General features: G+C 69.6%; 16 protein-coding genes. 12 read left to right on the forward strand and 4 right to left on the reverse strand.

What is annotated here, in order from left to right; genetic code table 11:
• Nucleotides 1-130 precede the first annotated feature (130 nt).
• The 4 genes from ACZ7OO_RS27860 to ACZ7OO_RS27875 all read left to right on the forward strand — a co-directional run bounded on the left by ACZ7OO_RS27860 (nucleotide 131) and on the right by ACZ7OO_RS27875 (nucleotide 3,485).
• The gene (locus ACZ7OO_RS27860; RefSeq protein ID WP_471509042.1) at nucleotides 131-1,084 is read left to right on the forward strand and encodes a heme o synthase; all 954 of its coding nucleotides are present in this window, start codon (nucleotides 131-133) and stop codon (nucleotides 1,082-1,084) included.
• 70 nt (nucleotides 1,085-1,154) lie between these two features.
• Nucleotides 1,155-1,475 carry a hypothetical protein gene (locus ACZ7OO_RS27865; protein WP_471508766.1) on the forward strand — a complete coding sequence of 107 codons (321 nt, stop codon included), beginning with the start codon at nucleotides 1,155-1,157 and terminating at the stop codon, nucleotides 1,473-1,475.
• A gap of 147 nt (nucleotides 1,476-1,622) precedes the next feature.
• Nucleotides 1,623-2,729: an amidohydrolase family protein gene (locus tag ACZ7OO_RS27870; protein ID WP_471508768.1), complete on the forward strand. Its 1,107-nt coding sequence runs from the start codon at nucleotides 1,623-1,625 to the stop codon at nucleotides 2,727-2,729.
• Between the two features lie 18 nt (nucleotides 2,730-2,747).
• On the forward strand, nucleotides 2,748-3,485 hold the full coding sequence (locus ACZ7OO_RS27875) for a nucleotidyltransferase domain-containing protein (protein ID WP_471508770.1): 738 nt from the start codon (nucleotides 2,748-2,750) through the stop codon (nucleotides 3,483-3,485).
• On the opposite strand, the gene ACZ7OO_RS27880 is transcribed toward ACZ7OO_RS27875, so the two are convergent.
• The 4 genes from ACZ7OO_RS27880 to ACZ7OO_RS27895 form a co-directional block, all read right to left on the reverse strand.
• On the reverse strand, nucleotides 3,440-4,462 hold the full coding sequence (locus ACZ7OO_RS27880; protein ID WP_471508772.1) for a COX15/CtaA family protein: 1,023 nt from the start codon (nucleotides 4,460-4,462) through the stop codon (nucleotides 3,440-3,442). The genes ACZ7OO_RS27875 and ACZ7OO_RS27880 overlap by 46 nt on opposite strands.
• 151 nt (nucleotides 4,463-4,613) lie before the next feature.
• Nucleotides 4,614-5,387, reverse strand: a complete 774-nt coding sequence (locus tag ACZ7OO_RS27885) for an ABC transporter permease (RefSeq protein ID WP_471508774.1) — start codon at nucleotides 5,385-5,387, stop codon at nucleotides 4,614-4,616.
• Nucleotides 5,384-6,307 (reverse strand): ABC transporter ATP-binding protein, encoded by a 924-nt coding sequence (locus ACZ7OO_RS27890; protein WP_471508776.1) that lies wholly within the window; start codon nucleotides 6,305-6,307, stop codon nucleotides 5,384-5,386. The genes ACZ7OO_RS27885 and ACZ7OO_RS27890 overlap by 4 nt, the downstream gene beginning before the upstream one ends.
• Before the next feature lie 46 nt (nucleotides 6,308-6,353).
• Nucleotides 6,354-7,157 (reverse strand): AAC(3) family N-acetyltransferase, encoded by an 804-nt coding sequence (locus tag ACZ7OO_RS27895; protein ID WP_471508778.1) that lies wholly within the window; start codon nucleotides 7,155-7,157, stop codon nucleotides 6,354-6,356.
• A 172-nt stretch (nucleotides 7,158-7,329) separates the two neighbouring features.
• Here ACZ7OO_RS27895 and ACZ7OO_RS27900 point away from each other — a divergent pair, with 172 nt between their 5' ends.
• From ACZ7OO_RS27900 to ACZ7OO_RS27935, 8 genes are read left to right on the forward strand one after another with little or no spacing between them, the layout of a single operon-like run.
• On the forward strand, nucleotides 7,330-8,064 hold the full coding sequence (locus tag ACZ7OO_RS27900; protein WP_471508780.1) for a helix-turn-helix transcriptional regulator: 735 nt from the start codon (nucleotides 7,330-7,332) through the stop codon (nucleotides 8,062-8,064).
• The gene (gene sufB / locus ACZ7OO_RS27905) at nucleotides 8,061-9,482 is read left to right on the forward strand and encodes a Fe-S cluster assembly protein SufB (RefSeq protein WP_471508782.1); all 1,422 of its coding nucleotides are present in this window, start codon (nucleotides 8,061-8,063) and stop codon (nucleotides 9,480-9,482) included. The genes ACZ7OO_RS27900 and sufB overlap by 4 nt, the downstream gene beginning before the upstream one ends.
• Before the next feature lie 58 nt (nucleotides 9,483-9,540).
• Entirely contained in the window at nucleotides 9,541-10,761 is a 1,221-nt protein-coding gene (sufD, locus tag ACZ7OO_RS27910) for a Fe-S cluster assembly protein SufD (RefSeq protein WP_471508784.1), read from the forward strand.
• Complete coding sequence (locus ACZ7OO_RS27915; protein WP_471508786.1) at nucleotides 10,758-11,078, forward strand: non-heme iron oxygenase ferredoxin subunit; 321 nt, start codon at nucleotides 10,758-10,760, stop codon at nucleotides 11,076-11,078. The genes sufD and ACZ7OO_RS27915 overlap by 4 nt, the downstream gene beginning before the upstream one ends.
• A 7-nt stretch (nucleotides 11,079-11,085) precedes the next feature.
• On the forward strand, nucleotides 11,086-11,871 hold the full coding sequence (gene sufC / locus ACZ7OO_RS27920) for a Fe-S cluster assembly ATPase SufC (RefSeq protein WP_471508788.1): 786 nt from the start codon (nucleotides 11,086-11,088) through the stop codon (nucleotides 11,869-11,871).
• Nucleotides 11,868-13,124 (forward strand): cysteine desulfurase, encoded by a 1,257-nt coding sequence (locus tag ACZ7OO_RS27925; RefSeq protein WP_365799009.1) that lies wholly within the window; start codon nucleotides 11,868-11,870, stop codon nucleotides 13,122-13,124. Before sufC ends, ACZ7OO_RS27925 begins: the two co-directional genes overlap by 4 nt.
• 18 nt (nucleotides 13,125-13,142) lie before the next feature.
• Entirely contained in the window at nucleotides 13,143-13,613 is a 471-nt protein-coding gene (sufU, locus tag ACZ7OO_RS27930; protein WP_471508790.1) for a Fe-S cluster assembly sulfur transfer protein SufU, read from the forward strand.
• On the forward strand, nucleotides 13,610-13,942 hold the full coding sequence (locus ACZ7OO_RS27935) for a metal-sulfur cluster assembly factor (RefSeq protein WP_037743875.1): 333 nt from the start codon (nucleotides 13,610-13,612) through the stop codon (nucleotides 13,940-13,942). The genes sufU and ACZ7OO_RS27935 overlap by 4 nt, the downstream gene beginning before the upstream one ends.
• Nucleotides 13,943-13,977: the final 35 nt, after the last annotated feature.

Consider the following 13,977-nt stretch of genomic DNA (forward strand, 5'->3'; position numbering starts at 1 on the left):
CCGAGACGCCCGCCAACACGACCCCACCCCCGCGAAGGCCGGGGTATGGGCAACGTCTAAAGTGGCGTGGTACGCGCGAGCCTTTACCGCTACTTCACACGGGGGGCTTGCTGGGATGTCTCTGTCAGGGGTGTGCGTGACGGCCGTCGAATCCCGTCCAGCGGGGGTACTCGGTGCGAGCGAGAGCCCGAGTCACCGGCCGTTCGGGGCCCGTGTCAAAGCTTTCGTGGCGCTGACCAAGCCGCGGATCATCGAGCTGCTCCTCATCACCACCGTTCCGGTGATGTTCCTGGCGCAGCAGGGCGTGCCCGACCTGACGCTGGTGCTGCTGACGTGTGTCGGCGGTTATCTCTCCGCGGGCGGCGCCAACGCGCTCAACATGTACATCGACCGGGACATCGACGCACTGATGGCCCGCACTTCGCAGCGGCCACTGGTGACCGGCATGGTCAGCCCGCGGGAGTGCCTCGCCTTCGGCATCACCCTGGCGGTCGTCTCCACCCTGTTGTTCGGATTCACCGTCAACTGGCTGAGCGCCTGGCTGTCACTCGGAGCGCTCCTCTTCTACGTCGTCGTCTACACGATGATCCTCAAGCGCCGTACCTCGCAGAACATCGTGTGGGGCGGCATCGCGGGCTGCCTCCCGGTGCTGATCGGCTGGTCGGCCGTCACGGACTCCATGTCGTGGGCGCCGATCATCCTCTTCCTCGTCATGTTCTTCTGGACGCCGCCGCACTACTGGCCGCTGTCCATGAAGGTCAAGGACGACTACGCGCGTGTGGGCGTCCCGATGCTGCCGGTCGTCGCCTCCAACAAGGTGGTCGCCAAGCAGATCGTCATCTACAGCTGGGTGATGGTCGCCGTCTCCCTGCTTCTCACCCCCCTCGGCTACACCGGCTGGTTCTACACGCTGGTCGCCCTGGTGGCGGGCGGCTGGTGGCTCTGGGAGGCGCACGCCCTGCAGAACCGCGCCAAGTCGGAGGTGACGGGCGGGAAGCTCAAGGAGATGCGCCTGTTCCACTGGTCCATCACCTATGTGTCGCTGCTGTTCGTGGCGGTGGCCGTGGACCCCTTCCTCCGCTGACCCCGGCGTCGGCCCACATCACACCGCCCTCCCCTCGCCAGTGGATCTACTCGTGAGTAGCATCCTGCTCATGGCAGACACGCAGCAGGTTGACCAGAAGGCCGAGCGCAAGGTCGCGCGCCTCGTCAAGCAGATCAGCACCTTCGCCAAGGCCCACGGCGGCGCCGAGGGCCAGGTCGCCTACATCGGCGAACGCGGCGCCCGCATCGTCCTCGTCGGCGAGGACGGCGGCTGGGGCGACCTGGTGGCCCCGAGCACCGAGAGCGCCCGGCAGGCGTTGGAGAAGGCGGGTATCACCGTCCACGAGTCCTTCGACGGCGAGTTCGCCGCGAAGGTGACGACGGGCCCGTACGAGTGGAAGCGCATGGCGGGCCTCCAGATCGGCGGCTGAGCAGCTGTTTTGAGGGCCGCGGGGAACGGCGTGAGCAACCACCCGCAGCGGTGGCCGCCGAACAACCCGTACCCCCGAGCTGAACCGCGACCTCCGTCCCCGTTCACCCGTTAAGACGGTCAAGCAGCCGTCCACGGGGGAGCCCGGATGATCGAAACGCCGTCCCTGGTGGACCAGTACTGCCACGGTGTGCTCCGCACCGAGTTGGGCCTGGGCACCTTCGAGGCCCAGCTCGCCCGCACCGAAGGCCCTCCGGCCCCCGGCACCACCCTCTTCGACACGCAGACCGGTTTCGCGGTACGACGCTGGTGCCCCCCGCTCCTCGGCCTGGAACCCCACTGCCCGCCCGCCCGCTATCTGGCCCGGCGCCGCGAGCTCGGCGTCCTGGAGGCGGGCCGCCGCCTGCTGCGGGGCAGCGGCATCACCACCTACCTCGTCGACACCGGCCTTCCCGGCGACCTCACCGGTCCCGCGGAGCTGGCCTCCACCGGCGCCGCCGAGGCGAGGGAGATCGTCCGCCTGGAACTCCTCGCGGAGCAGGTCGCCGACACCTCCGGCACCGTCGAGTCCTTCCTCGCCAACCTCGCCGAGTCGGTGCACGGCGCGGCGGCGAACGCGGTCGCCTTCACCTCCGTCGCCGGACTGCGGCACGGCCTCGCCCTGGCCCCCGAGCCGCCCGGACCCGGCGAGGTGAGAGGCGCCGCCGGCCGCTGGCTGGCGGCCCGCCGGGTCGGTGGTGAGCTGACCGACCCGGTCCTGCTGCGGCACCTGCTGTGGATCGCCGTGGCCTCCGGTCTCCCGCTCCAACTGCATGCGGGCCTCGGTGAGCCCCGCGCCCGGATCGACCGCACCGACCCGGTCCTGCTGACCGACTTCGTCCGGGCCACCGCGGGCCTCGGCACCGACCTGGTCCTGCTGCACGGCTACCCGTACCACCGCCACGCCGCCCACCTCGCCGGCGTCTTCTCGCACGTGTACGCCGACTCGGGCGCGGCCCTGGTCCGCACCGGAGCCCGGGCCGCGACGATCCTCGCCGAGATCCTGGAACTGGCCCCCTTCGGCAAGATCCTCTTCTCCAGCGGCGCCCACGGCCTGCCCGAACTGCACGTCGTCGGCGCCCGCCTCTTCCGCGAGTCCCTCGCCCGCGTCCTCGGCACCTGGGTGGCCGAGGACGCCTGGTCACTCGGCGACGCACAACGCGTGGCCAAGCTGATCGCGGCGGGGAACGCGAGGCGGGTGTACGGGCTGGCGTGAGCCGCACAGACTGAGCGCATGCGGACCGAGACGTTACTGACCCGCTTCTGCCACCAACTGACACCCCTGGACCCCGTCGCCGTCTGGGCGCACGGCTCGCTCGCCGGGGGCGACTACCAGGAGGGCCGTAGCGACCTGGACCTGGTTGCCGTGGTGCCGGGCCCGGTGACCCCGGCCGTCGTATGGAGGATCGCCGTAGCGCACGCCCGGCTGCGTGCGCTGCCGCTCGTCGCCCGGCTGCACTGCACCTACCTGACCCCTTCGACCGCGGACGACGTCGCACGCCGCCATCTGACCTGGGCACACGAGCAGCTGTTCAGACGGCCGGTCAGCCCGGTGACCCGGCGTGAGCTCCACGCCTTCGGGCGGGTGCTGCACGGACGACCGCCGACGGAGCTGCTGCCGGCCGTGCCGGACCAGGAACTCAGTGACTTCGTCGTACGCGACCAGCGGGACTTCTGGAGGCCCGCCGTCGACAACGCCCCGCTGTGGAGGCAGGACATCTGGGTCGACCTGGGCCTGATCACCTTCGCCCGCGCCACCGTCACCGCACGCGAGGGCCGGCTGATCTCCAAACGGGAGTCGCTCGACCTGCTGCCCGGCCTCGGGGCGCCCGTCGAGGTCGTCGAGGACATCCGCAGCCGTCGCTACGACGACCCGGCGCCGCCCACCGAGGAGTGGACGGCGCGCAGGGCCCGGCTGGCCCGGGACTACCTGGGGCCGGCCATCGACGCGCTCACCGCGTCGTACGACTGAGCGGGCAGGCCGGCGGCCGGGACGTCGGCGCGTTCCCGCAGGGAGAGCAGGACCCGCAGTACGCCGATCCACACCAGGCAGGAGCCGAACATGTGCAGTCCCACCAGGACCGTGGGCAGGTGCGTGAAGTACTGGACGTAACCGATCACGCCCTGGCCGAGCAGGATCAGGAAGAGGTCACGGGTGCGGTCGCGCGGTCCGCGCGGAGCGTTGATGCCCCTCAGGAAGAACCAGAGCGCGAAGGTCAGCGACACCACGATCCAGGCCAGCACCGCGTGCAGCTCGGCGACGCCTGCCCAGCTGACGTGGATGCGCTCCACCTCGCCGGAGTCGCCCGGGTGCGGGCCGGCGCCGGTCACCACCGTGCCCACCGCGATGAGCAGCAGCGACACGGTCACCAGGGCCCACACCAGCTGCTGCACGGCCGTGCCGACCAACGGGCGCGGCTCGCCGTCGCCCTCGCGGGTGCGCTGCCACATCAGGGCGGCGACGGTGATGAGGGCGGTCGCCAGCAGGAAGTGGGCGGCGACGGTGTACGGGTTGAGGCCGACGAGCACCACGACGCCGCCGAGGATCGCGTTGCTCATCACGATCCAGAACTGGGCCCAGCCCAGCCGCGTCAGGCTGCGCCGGTACGGCTTCTGGGACCGGGCGGCGATGATCGCCCAGCCGACCGCCGCGCACAGCACATAGGTCAGCATGCGGTTCGTGAACTCGATGGCGCTGTGGTAGCTCAGCGCGGTCGTCGGGGTCAGCGAGCCGTCGGTGCACTCGGGCCAGGTCGGGCAACCGAGGCCGGAGCCGGTGAGCCGGACCGCACCGCCGGTGACCACGATGACCACCGACATGACGAGTGCGGCGAGGGCCGCGCGCCGGACGGTCCGGGGATCCGGGGTCCAGCGGTCGGCGATGAAGGCGAGCGGGTTGCGCACGGCCGCTACGGCATCGGCGGGGGTCAGCTTTGGCACGCGCACCATCGTAGGGGCCCGCTTGTGCATGCGTTCACGAGGGTCGGGGATATGAGCGGCACGTCGGCGCATCTCGGCCGCGGTCGTCTCGTCGGGAAACGCACGTGCGGCGCCTCGCGGGCCTGGACATGCGGCATCAGGCGCTCTCTGCCGATCTGGTCTACTCCCAGCGGAAGAAGCGCCCGGCGGCAGCCAGCCCCACCACCGCCCACACCGCCAGGATCCCCAGGTCGCCCCACGGCGTCCCGGCGCCGTGCTGGAGGACGTCGCGCAGGCCGTCCGACAGTGCGGAGATGGGCAGCAGGCCCAGTACGTCCTGGCCCGTCGAGCCGAACTTGTCGAGCGGGACGATGACCCCGCCGCCCACGAGCAGCAGCAGGAACACCAGGTTGGCGGCCGCCAGTGTCGCCTCCGCCTTGAGGGTGCCCGCCATCAGCAGGCCGAGGCCGGAGAACGCGGCCGTGCCGAGAACCAGCAGGAGCAGGACGGCGAGGGGGTTGCCGTGCGGGGACCAGCCGAGCGCGAAGGCGATCGCCGTCAGCAGGATCACCTGGAGGATCTCGGTGACGAGGACCGACGCCGTCTTCGCCGTCATCAGCCCCCAGCGGGGCAGCGGGGAGGAGGCGAGCCGCTTCAGGACGCCGTACCGGCGTTCGAAGCCGGTCGCGATGGCCTGGCCCGTGAAGGCCGTGGACATGACGGCGAGGGCGAGGATGCCCGGGGCCAGGAAGTCGACCGACTTGCCGGCCCCCGTGTCGACGACGTCCACCGAGCTGAACAGGACCAGGAGCAGCGTCGGGATCACGACCGTCAGCAGCAGCTGCTCGCCGTTGCGCAGCAGCATCTTCGTCTCCAGGGCCGCCTGCGCCGCGATCATGCGGGGGAGCGGGGCGGCACCCGGCTTCGGGGTGTAGGTGCCCGTGGCGGTGGTCATGAGCGCAGCTCCTTGCCGGTCAGCTCCAGGAAGACGTCCTCCAGCGTGTGGCGTTCGACCGAGATGCGGTCCGGCATCACCCCGTGCTGGGCGCACCACGAGGTCACCGTCGCCAGCAACTGCGGGTTGACCTTGCCCATGACCCGGTAGGAACCCGGCGTCAGCTCGGCGGCCGAGGAGTCGGCCGGGAGCGCCTTGAGCAGGGAGGCGACGTCGAGGCCGGGACGGCCGGTGAACCGCAGGGTGTTCTCGGCGCCGCCCTTGCAGAGTTCCTCGGGGGAGCCCTGGGCGATCACCCGGCCGGCGTCGATGACGGCGACGTCGTCGGCGAGCTGCTCGGCCTCCTCCATGTAGTGGGTGGTGAGGATGACCGAAACGCCGTCGGTGCGCAGGTCCCGCACCAGGTCCCAGGTGGCCCGGCGGGCCTGCGGGTCGAGTCCGGCGGTCGGCTCGTCGAGGAAGACCAGTTCCGGACGGCCCACGACGGCCATGGCGAGCGCCAGCCGCTGCTGCTGGCCGCCGGAGAGCCGGCGGTACGCCGTACGGCCGCAGCCGCCGAGGCCCAGCCGCTCGATCAGCGCGTCCACGTCCAGCGGCTGCGCGTGCAGCTTCGCCACGTGCCGCAGCATCTCGTCCGCGCGGGCGCCGGAGTAGACCCCGCCGGACTGGAGCATCACGCCCACTCTGGGGCGCAGCTCGGCGGACTGGCGTACGGGATCGAGGCCGAGGACGCGCACCGAGCCGGAGTCCGGCCTGCGGTACCCCTCGCAGGTCTCGATCGTCGTCGTCTTGCCCGCGCCGTTGGGTCCTAGTACGGCGGTCACACCCGGCCGGGCCACCAGGTCGAGGCCGTCCACGGCGGTTTTCGTGCCGTACCGCTTCACCAGGTCCCGCACCTGGACCACGGGCTCACTTCGCATGGTGACAGAGTCTAGGGACGGCTGCCGTCACCCGGACGGCCGGGTGCTAGATCTCCTCCTCACGGGGTCGGTGTACGGCCAGCCATCGCTCGGCATAGGCCACCGCCTCACGTACGGGGAAGAGCCGGGCCTCGGCCGCGCCGACCGTCCCGCGTACGACGACGGGCCGGTCGCGTTCGAAGTCGTAGCCCAGTTCGTCGAAGCGGTCGGAGGTGATCGACACCTCGGTCACCACCTCCCAGCCGCCGCCCTGGGCGGGCCGGCCGACCCGGACGCGGGGCGACGGTATGCGGTATTCGGCCAGGTGGAAGCTGGTGCAGGTGGCGTAGCCGGTGCCGAGCATGAGCACGCGCGCGTCCAGCTTCTCCAGGCGGGCCAGCGGGCTCTGCTCGCCGAGCCGGCAGTCGGGGGCGTGGCCGTCGACGATCTCGGCCGCGCGGGGACCGATCGCGGCGAACGAGGTCTGCGGGTGCGCGCTGCGCAGGGCGCCCGGCCAGGTCCGCACGGTCTCCGGGATCACGCCGACCCCGCGCGCGGGGGTGACCCGGGGGTCGTACGGCGGCATGGTCGCCCTGATGGTCTCCCACCACTCCTGCGGTACCGGAGGATTCCGCCACACCGCCGGGTCCGAGAGGTCGCCGGTCTGGGTGGGGACCACCAGGGTGCCGTTCGGCCCAAGGGCGTCGAAAAGACTTTGGACGACCGCCACGGCTCCGCCGTTGACCCAGCCGAGGGAGCGGAGCGAGGTGTGCGCGAGGAGGGTTTCGCCGGTCTTCACACCGAGCAGCCGAAGCTGCTTCGCGAGGGTGTCCCGGGTGGCAAGAGCACCGGTCGGAGGGGGTGTGGACATGGTTCCGGAGTGTTCCGGACGGGGCCGCCGACCGCCACCGTTTTGCCTGCGGGATGATCGATCAGAGATCGTTTGCGCAGGTCGGATTAGGTAATCCTAAGTGACGCAGGGCACCGTCCGGCGGTCCGGGCGCCGCTTGCCTGACTCTGAGGAATTACGCAACAATGGCGTTGTGAAAAACGTCGGCGAGGCTCGGGAGACCCCCACGGGGGCCCCTCAGGAGGAACTCGCGACCGGTGAGCGTTCGACGCGCAACCGGGTCGCGCGGTCGATCCTGGACCACGGCCCGTCGACCGTCACCGAGCTGGCCGGCCGCCTGGGCCTGACCCCCGCGGCCGTACGCCGGCACCTGGACGCCCTGGTCGCCGACGACGTCGTGGAGCCACGCGAGCAGCGGGTGTACGGCGCGCGGACGCGCGGCCGTCCCGCCAAGGTCTTCGCCCTCACCGACTGCGGCCGCGACGCCTTCGACCAGTCGTACGACGCCCTCGCCGCCGACGCCCTGCGCTGGATCGCCGAGCAGGGAGGCGGCCAGGAGGCGGTCGCCGCCTTCGCGCGGGCCCGGATCGCCGCGCAGGCGAGCGCCTACCGCCAGGCGATCGAGTCCGTGAGCCCCGACGACCGCACGGAAGCGCTGGCCAAGGCCCTGAGCAGGGACGGGTACGCTGCAACGGCGCGCAGCGCACCGGTCGGCGAACAGCTGTGCCAGCACCACTGCCCGGTCGCCCATGTCGCGGAGCAGTTCCCCCAGCTGTGCGAGGCGGAGACGGAGATCTTCGCCGAGCTGCTCGGAACGCACGTCCAGCGGCTGGCGACCATCGCGCACGGCGACGGCGTCTGCACGACGTTCATCCCCAAGATTTCCACTGACGCATCTGCTAGCACGGCCGGGAGGAACCCCGCATGACTCTCCCCACGGAGACTGCCCACCCCGAACTCGAGGGCCTGGGCAAGTACGAATACGGCTGGGCCGACTCCGACACGGCCGGCGCCTCTGCCAAGCGCGGCATCAACGAGGACGTCGTCCGCGACATCTCCGCGAAGAAGAACGAGCCGGAGTGGATGACCAAGCTCCGCCTCAAGGGCCTGCGCCTCTTCGAGAAGAAGCCGATGCCGAACTGGGGATCGGACCTGTCGGGCATCGACTTCGACAACATCAAGTACTTCGTGCGCTCCACGGAGAAGCAGGCGGAGTCCTGGGAGGACCTGCCCGAGGACATCAAGAACACCTACGACAAGCTGGGCATCCCGGAGGCGGAGAAGCAGCGCCTGGTCGCCGGTGTCGCCGCCCAGTACGAGTCGGAGGTCGTCTACCACCAGATCCGCGAGGACCTGGAGGAGCAGGGCGTCATCTTCCTGGACACCGACACCGCGCTGAAGGAGCACCCGGACCTCTTCAAGGAGTACTTCGGGACCGTCATCCCGGTCGGTGACAACAAGTTCGCGTCGCTGAACACGGCCGTGTGGTCCGGCGGCTCCTTCATCTACGTGCCGAAGGGCGTGCACGTGGAGATCCCGCTCCAGGCCTACTTCCGTATCAACACGGAGAACATGGGCCAGTTCGAGCGGACCCTGATCATCGTCGACGAGGGTGCCTACGTGCACTATGTCGAGGGCTGCACCGCCCCGATCTACAAGTCGGACTCGCTGCACTCCGCGGTCGTCGAGATCATCGTCAAGAAGAACGCCCGCTGCCGCTACACGACCATCCAGAACTGGTCGAACAACGTCTACAACCTGGTCACCAAGCGCGCCGTCGCCTACGAGGGCGCCACCATGGAGTGGATCGACGGCAACATCGGCTCCAAGGTGACGATGAAGTACCCGGCCGTCTACCTGATGGGCGAGCACGCCAGGGGCGAGACCCTGTCCATCGCCTTCGCGGGCGAGGGCCAGCACCAGGACGCCGGCTCCAAGATGGTCCACATGGCGCCGAACACGTCGTCCAACATCGTCTCGAAGTCGGTCGCGCGCGGTGGCGGTCGTACCTCCTACCGCGGCCTGGTCGAGATCGGCGAGGGCGCGGCCGGATCCAAGTCGAACGTGCTGTGCGACGCGCTGCTCGTCGACACCATCTCCCGCTCGGACACGTACCCGTACGTCGACGTCCGCGAGGACGACGTGTCCATGGGCCACGAGGCGACCGTCTCCAAGGTCTCCGAGGACCAGCTCTTCTACCTGATGAGCCGCGGTCTCTCCGAGTTCGAGGCGATGGCGATGATCGTGCGCGGCTTCGTCGAGCCCATCGCGAAGGAGCTGCCGATGGAGTACGCGCTGGAGCTCAACCGGCTGATCGAGCTGCAGATGGAAGGCGCGGTCGGCTAACCCCACCGCACCTCCCAGCAAGCCACTTACGGAACGGAAAGCGAGCACTACGACAGCCATGGCTGAGGCTCAGAACTCTCCCACTCTCGGCTCCGCTCGAGCGGGGGGACCCCCACCGGTGGGCTCCACCACCGCCGGCGCCATCGCGGTGGCCGCCGAGTCGACCGTCGCGACACGCATGAGCGCGCCCCCGTCCTTCGACGTCGCGGACTTCGCGGTCCCGCACGGCCGCGAGGAGGAGTGGCGGTTCACCCCGCTGGAGCGGCTGCGCGGACTGCACGACGGCACCGCCGTCGCCACCGGCGAGGGCGTGAAGGTCGTCGTCGAGGCCCCCGAGGGCGTCACCGTCGAGGCGGTGGACCGTGACGACCCGCGGCTCGGCAGGGCCGGCACCCCGGTGGACCGGGTCGCCGCCCAGGCGTACTCGGCGTTCGAGAAGGCCGGCGTGGTCAGCGTCCCCAAGGAGACTGCGCTCACCGAGCCGATCCGGATCGCCGTGCACGGCGAGGGCGGCACCGCCTTCGCCCACCAGGTGATCGAGCTGGGCGCCTTCGCCGAGGCCGTCGTCGTCATCGACCACACAGGTGACGCGGTGCTCGCCGCCAACGTCGACTACCTGCTCGGCGACGGCGCCAAGCTGACCGTCGTCTCCGTCCAGGACTGGGACGAGAAGGCCGTGCACGTGGCCCAGCACAACGCCCTCGTCGGCCGGGACGCCTCCTTCAAGTCGGTCGTCGTCACCTTCGGCGGCGATGTCGTACGGCTGCACCCGCGCGTCTCCTACGCGGGCACCGGCGGCGAGGCCGAGCTGTACGGCCTCTACTTCACGGACGCCGGGCAGCACCAGGAGCACCGCCTGCTCGTCGACCACAACACCCCGCACTGCAAGTCGTACGTCGCCTACAAGGGCGCGCTCCAGGGCGAGGACGCGCACGCGGTCTGGATCGGCGACGTCCTCATCGAGGCCAGGGCCGAGGGCACCGACACCTACGAGATGAACCGCAACCTGGTCCTCACGGACGGCGCGCGGGTCGACTCGGTGCCGAACCTGGAGATCGAGACAGGCGAGATCGTCGGCGCCGGCCACGCCTCCGCCATCGGCCGCTTCGACGACGAGCAGCTCTTCTATCTGATGGCACGCGGCATCCCGGAGTACGAGGCCCGCCGTCTGGTGGTCCGCGGCTTCTTCGCCGAGCTGGTCCAGCAGATCGGTGTCGCCGACATCGAGGAGCGGCTGCTCGCCAAGATCGAGGAGGAGCTGGAGGCCTCGGTCGCATGACCACCTTCGTACGCGCTTGCAGCCTGAGCGAGCTGGAGGACGACACCCCGAAACGGGTGGAGCTCGACGGCACGCCGGTCTCGCTCGTCCGCACCGAGGGAGAGGTGTTCGCGATCTACGACATCTGCTCCCACGCCAACGTCTCGCTCTCCGAGGGCGAGGTGGAGGACTGCCAGATCGAGTGCTGGCTGCACGGCTCCAGCTTCGACCTGCGCACCGGCAAGCCGTCCGGCCTCCCGGCCACCCGCCCCGTCCCCGTATACCCCGTAAAGATCGAAGGGGACGACGTTCTCGTCTCCCTCACCCAGGAGTCCTGAGGCACCCATGGCAACGCTTGAAATCCGAGACCTGCACGTCACCGTCGAGGCCGACAACGCCACGAAGGAGATCCTCAAGGGCGTCGACCTCACCGTGAAGCAGGGCGAGACGCACGCCATCATGGGCCCCAACGGCTCCGGCAAATCGACCCTCGCCTACTCGCTCGCGGGCCACCCGAAGTACACGATCACCCAGGGCACCGTGCTGCTCGACGGCGAGGACGTCCTGGAGATGTCCGTCGACGAGCGCGCCCGCGCGGGCCTGTTCCTGGCGATGCAGTACCCGGTCGAGGTCCCGGGTGTGTCCGTGTCGAACTTCCTGCGGACCTCCGCCACCGCCATCCGTGGCGAGGCCCCCAAGCTGCGCACCTGGGTGAAGGAGGTCAAGGAGGCCATGGAGCGTCTCCACATGGACCAGTCCTTCGCCGAGCGCAACGTCAACGAGGGCTTCTCCGGCGGTGAGAAGAAGCGCCACGAGATCCTCCAGCTCGAACTGCTCAAGCCGAAGATCGCGATCCTTGACGAGACCGACTCCGGCCTGGACGTGGACGCCCTTCGCATCGTCTCCGAGGGCGTCAACCGCGTCCGCGAGACCGGCGAGGTCGGCACCATGCTGATCACGCACTACACGCGCATCCTGCGCTACATCAAGCCCGACTACGTCCACGTCTTCTCCGGCGGCCGCATCGTCGAGTCCGGCGGCGCCGAGCTCGCCGACAAGCTGGAGGACGAGGGCTACGAGGCATATGCGAAGCTCGACGGAGCCGACACGAAGGGTGGCGCATCCGCGTGACACAGCTGCCGGGCCTCCTCGACACCGAGGCGATCCGCAAGGACTTCCCCATCCTGGACCGGCTGGTCCATGACGACCGGAAGCTCGTGTACCTGGACAACGCGGCGACCTCGCAGAAGCCGCGCCAGGTACTGGACGCCCTGAGCGAGTACTACGAGCGCTACAACGCAAACGTCCACCGCGGTGTGCATGTGCTCGCCGAGGAGGCCACGGCGCTGTACGAGGGTGCGCGCGACAAGGTCGCCGAGTTCATCAACGCGCCCAGCCGCGACGAGGTGATCTTCACCAAGAACGCCTCCGAGTCGCTGAACCTCGTGGCGAACATGCTCGGCTGGGCCGACGAGCCCTACCGGGTGGACCACGAGACCGAGATCGTCATCACGGAGATGGAGCACCACTCCAACATCGTGCCGTGGCAGCTGCTGGCGCAGCGCACGGGCGCGAAGCTGAAGTGGTTCGGCCTCACCGACGACGGCCGCCTCGACCTGTCCAACATCAACGAGATCATCACCGAGAAGACGAAGATCGTCTCCTTTGTGCTGGTGTCGAACATCCTGGGCACGGTCAACCCGGTCGAGGCGATAGTCCGTCGCGCCCAGGAGGTCGGCGCGCTGGTCTGCATCGACGCCTCCCAGGCCGCACCTCACATGCCCCTCGACGTCCAGGCCCTCCAGGCCGACTTCGTGGCCTTCACCGGCCACAAGATGTGCGGCCCGACGGGCATCGGCGTCCTCTGGGGCCGCCAGGAGCTCTTGGAGGACCTGCCCCCCTTCCTGGGCGGCGGCGAGATGATCGAGACCGTGTCGATGCACTCCTCGACCTACGCCCCGGCGCCCCACAAGTTCGAGGCGGGCACCCCCCCGATCGCCCAGGCGGTCGGCCTCGGCGCGGCGATCGACTACCTGAACTCCATCGGCATGGACAAGATCCTCGCCCATGAGCACGCGCTGACCGAGTACGCGGTACGGCGGCTCACCGAGGTCCCCGACCTGAAGATCATCGGCCCCACCACGGCCGAGGACCGGGGCGCGGCGATCTCCTTCACCCTCGGGGACATCCACCCGCACGACGTGGGCCAGGTGCTCGACGAGCAGGGCATCGCGGTCCGGGTCGGCCACCACTGCGCCCGTCCGGTCTGCCTGCGGTACGGAATTCCTGCGACCACGCGAGCGTCGTTCTATCTGTACTCCACGCCGGCCGAGATCGACGCACTGGTCGAGGGGCTGGAGCACGTACGGAACTTCTTCGGCTGAAGGGCGTGAACTGAGACCGTGAAGCTGGACTCGATGTACCAGGAAGTCATCCTGGACCACTACAAGCACCCGCACGGGCGTGGTCTCAGGGATGGCGACGCCGAGGTGCACCATGTGAACCCGACGTGCGGCGACGAGATCACCCTCCGAGTGAAGTACGACGGCACGACGATCGAGGACGTCTCGTACGAGGGCCAGGGCTGCTCGATCAGCCAGGCGAGCGCCTCCGTACTGAACGACCTCCTGGTCGGCAAGGAGCTGGCCGACGCGCAGAAGATCCAGGAGACCTTCCTGGAGCTGATGCAGTCCAAGGGCAGGCTCGAACCCGATGACGCGATGGAGGAGGTGCTGGAGGACGCGGTCGCGTTCGCCGGTGTCTCCAAGTACCCGGCCCGGGTCAAGTGCGCCCTCCTGAGCTGGATGGCATGGAAGGACGCGACGGCTCAGGCGCTGGGTGGCGCGGCCGACGCCGAAAGGAAGACGGCATGAGCGAGACCGTTGAGATGAAGCCGGCCTCGGAGGAAGAACTCCGCGAGGCGCTGTACGACGTCGTCGACCCCGAGCTGGGCATCGACGTCGTCAACCTCGGCCTGATCTACGGCATTCACATCGACGACGCGAACATCGCGACGATCGACATGACCCTGACCTCGGCGGCCTGCCCGCTGACGGACGTCATCGAGGACCAGGCCAAGTCCGCCACGGACGGTCTCGTCAACGAACTGCGCATCAACTGGGTCTGGATGCCCCCGTGGGGCCCCGACAAGATCACCGACGACGGCCGCGAGCAGCTCCGGGCGCTCGGGTTCAACGTCTGACGTTCGCGTACCTTGAAAGCGGCGGCACCGGGCAG

The sequence above is a fragment of the Streptomyces sp. NPDC111744 genome (assembly GCF_055634995.1).

Bases quoted from the DNA above. Each gene is read 5' to 3' on its own strand.
- ACZ7OO_RS27865 (WP_471508766.1), top strand. From the start codon at position 1,155: ATGGCAGACACGCAGCAGGTTGACCAGAAGGCCGAGCGCAAGGTCGCG.
- ACZ7OO_RS27870 (WP_471508768.1), top strand. From the start codon at position 1,623: ATGATCGAAACGCCGTCCCTGGTGGACCAGTACTGCCACGGTGTGCTC.
- ACZ7OO_RS27875 (WP_471508770.1), top strand. From the start codon at position 2,748: ATGCGGACCGAGACGTTACTGACCCGCTTCTGCCACCAACTGACACCC.
- ACZ7OO_RS27880 (WP_471508772.1), bottom strand. From the start codon at position 4,462: ATGGTGCGCGTGCCAAAGCTGACCCCCGCCGATGCCGTAGCGGCCGTG.
- ACZ7OO_RS27885 (WP_471508774.1), bottom strand. From the start codon at position 5,387: ATGACCACCGCCACGGGCACCTACACCCCGAAGCCGGGTGCCGCCCCG.
- ACZ7OO_RS27890 (WP_471508776.1), bottom strand. From the start codon at position 6,307: ATGCGAAGTGAGCCCGTGGTCCAGGTGCGGGACCTGGTGAAGCGGTAC.
- ACZ7OO_RS27895 (WP_471508778.1), bottom strand. From the start codon at position 7,157: ATGTCCACACCCCCTCCGACCGGTGCTCTTGCCACCCGGGACACCCTC.
- sufB (WP_471508782.1), top strand. From the start codon at position 8,061: ATGACTCTCCCCACGGAGACTGCCCACCCCGAACTCGAGGGCCTGGGC.
- sufD (WP_471508784.1), top strand. From the start codon at position 9,541: ATGGCTGAGGCTCAGAACTCTCCCACTCTCGGCTCCGCTCGAGCGGGG.
- ACZ7OO_RS27915 (WP_471508786.1), top strand. From the start codon at position 10,758: ATGACCACCTTCGTACGCGCTTGCAGCCTGAGCGAGCTGGAGGACGAC.
- sufC (WP_471508788.1), top strand. From the start codon at position 11,086: ATGGCAACGCTTGAAATCCGAGACCTGCACGTCACCGTCGAGGCCGAC.
- ACZ7OO_RS27935 (WP_037743875.1), top strand. From the start codon at position 13,610: ATGAGCGAGACCGTTGAGATGAAGCCGGCCTCGGAGGAAGAACTCCGC.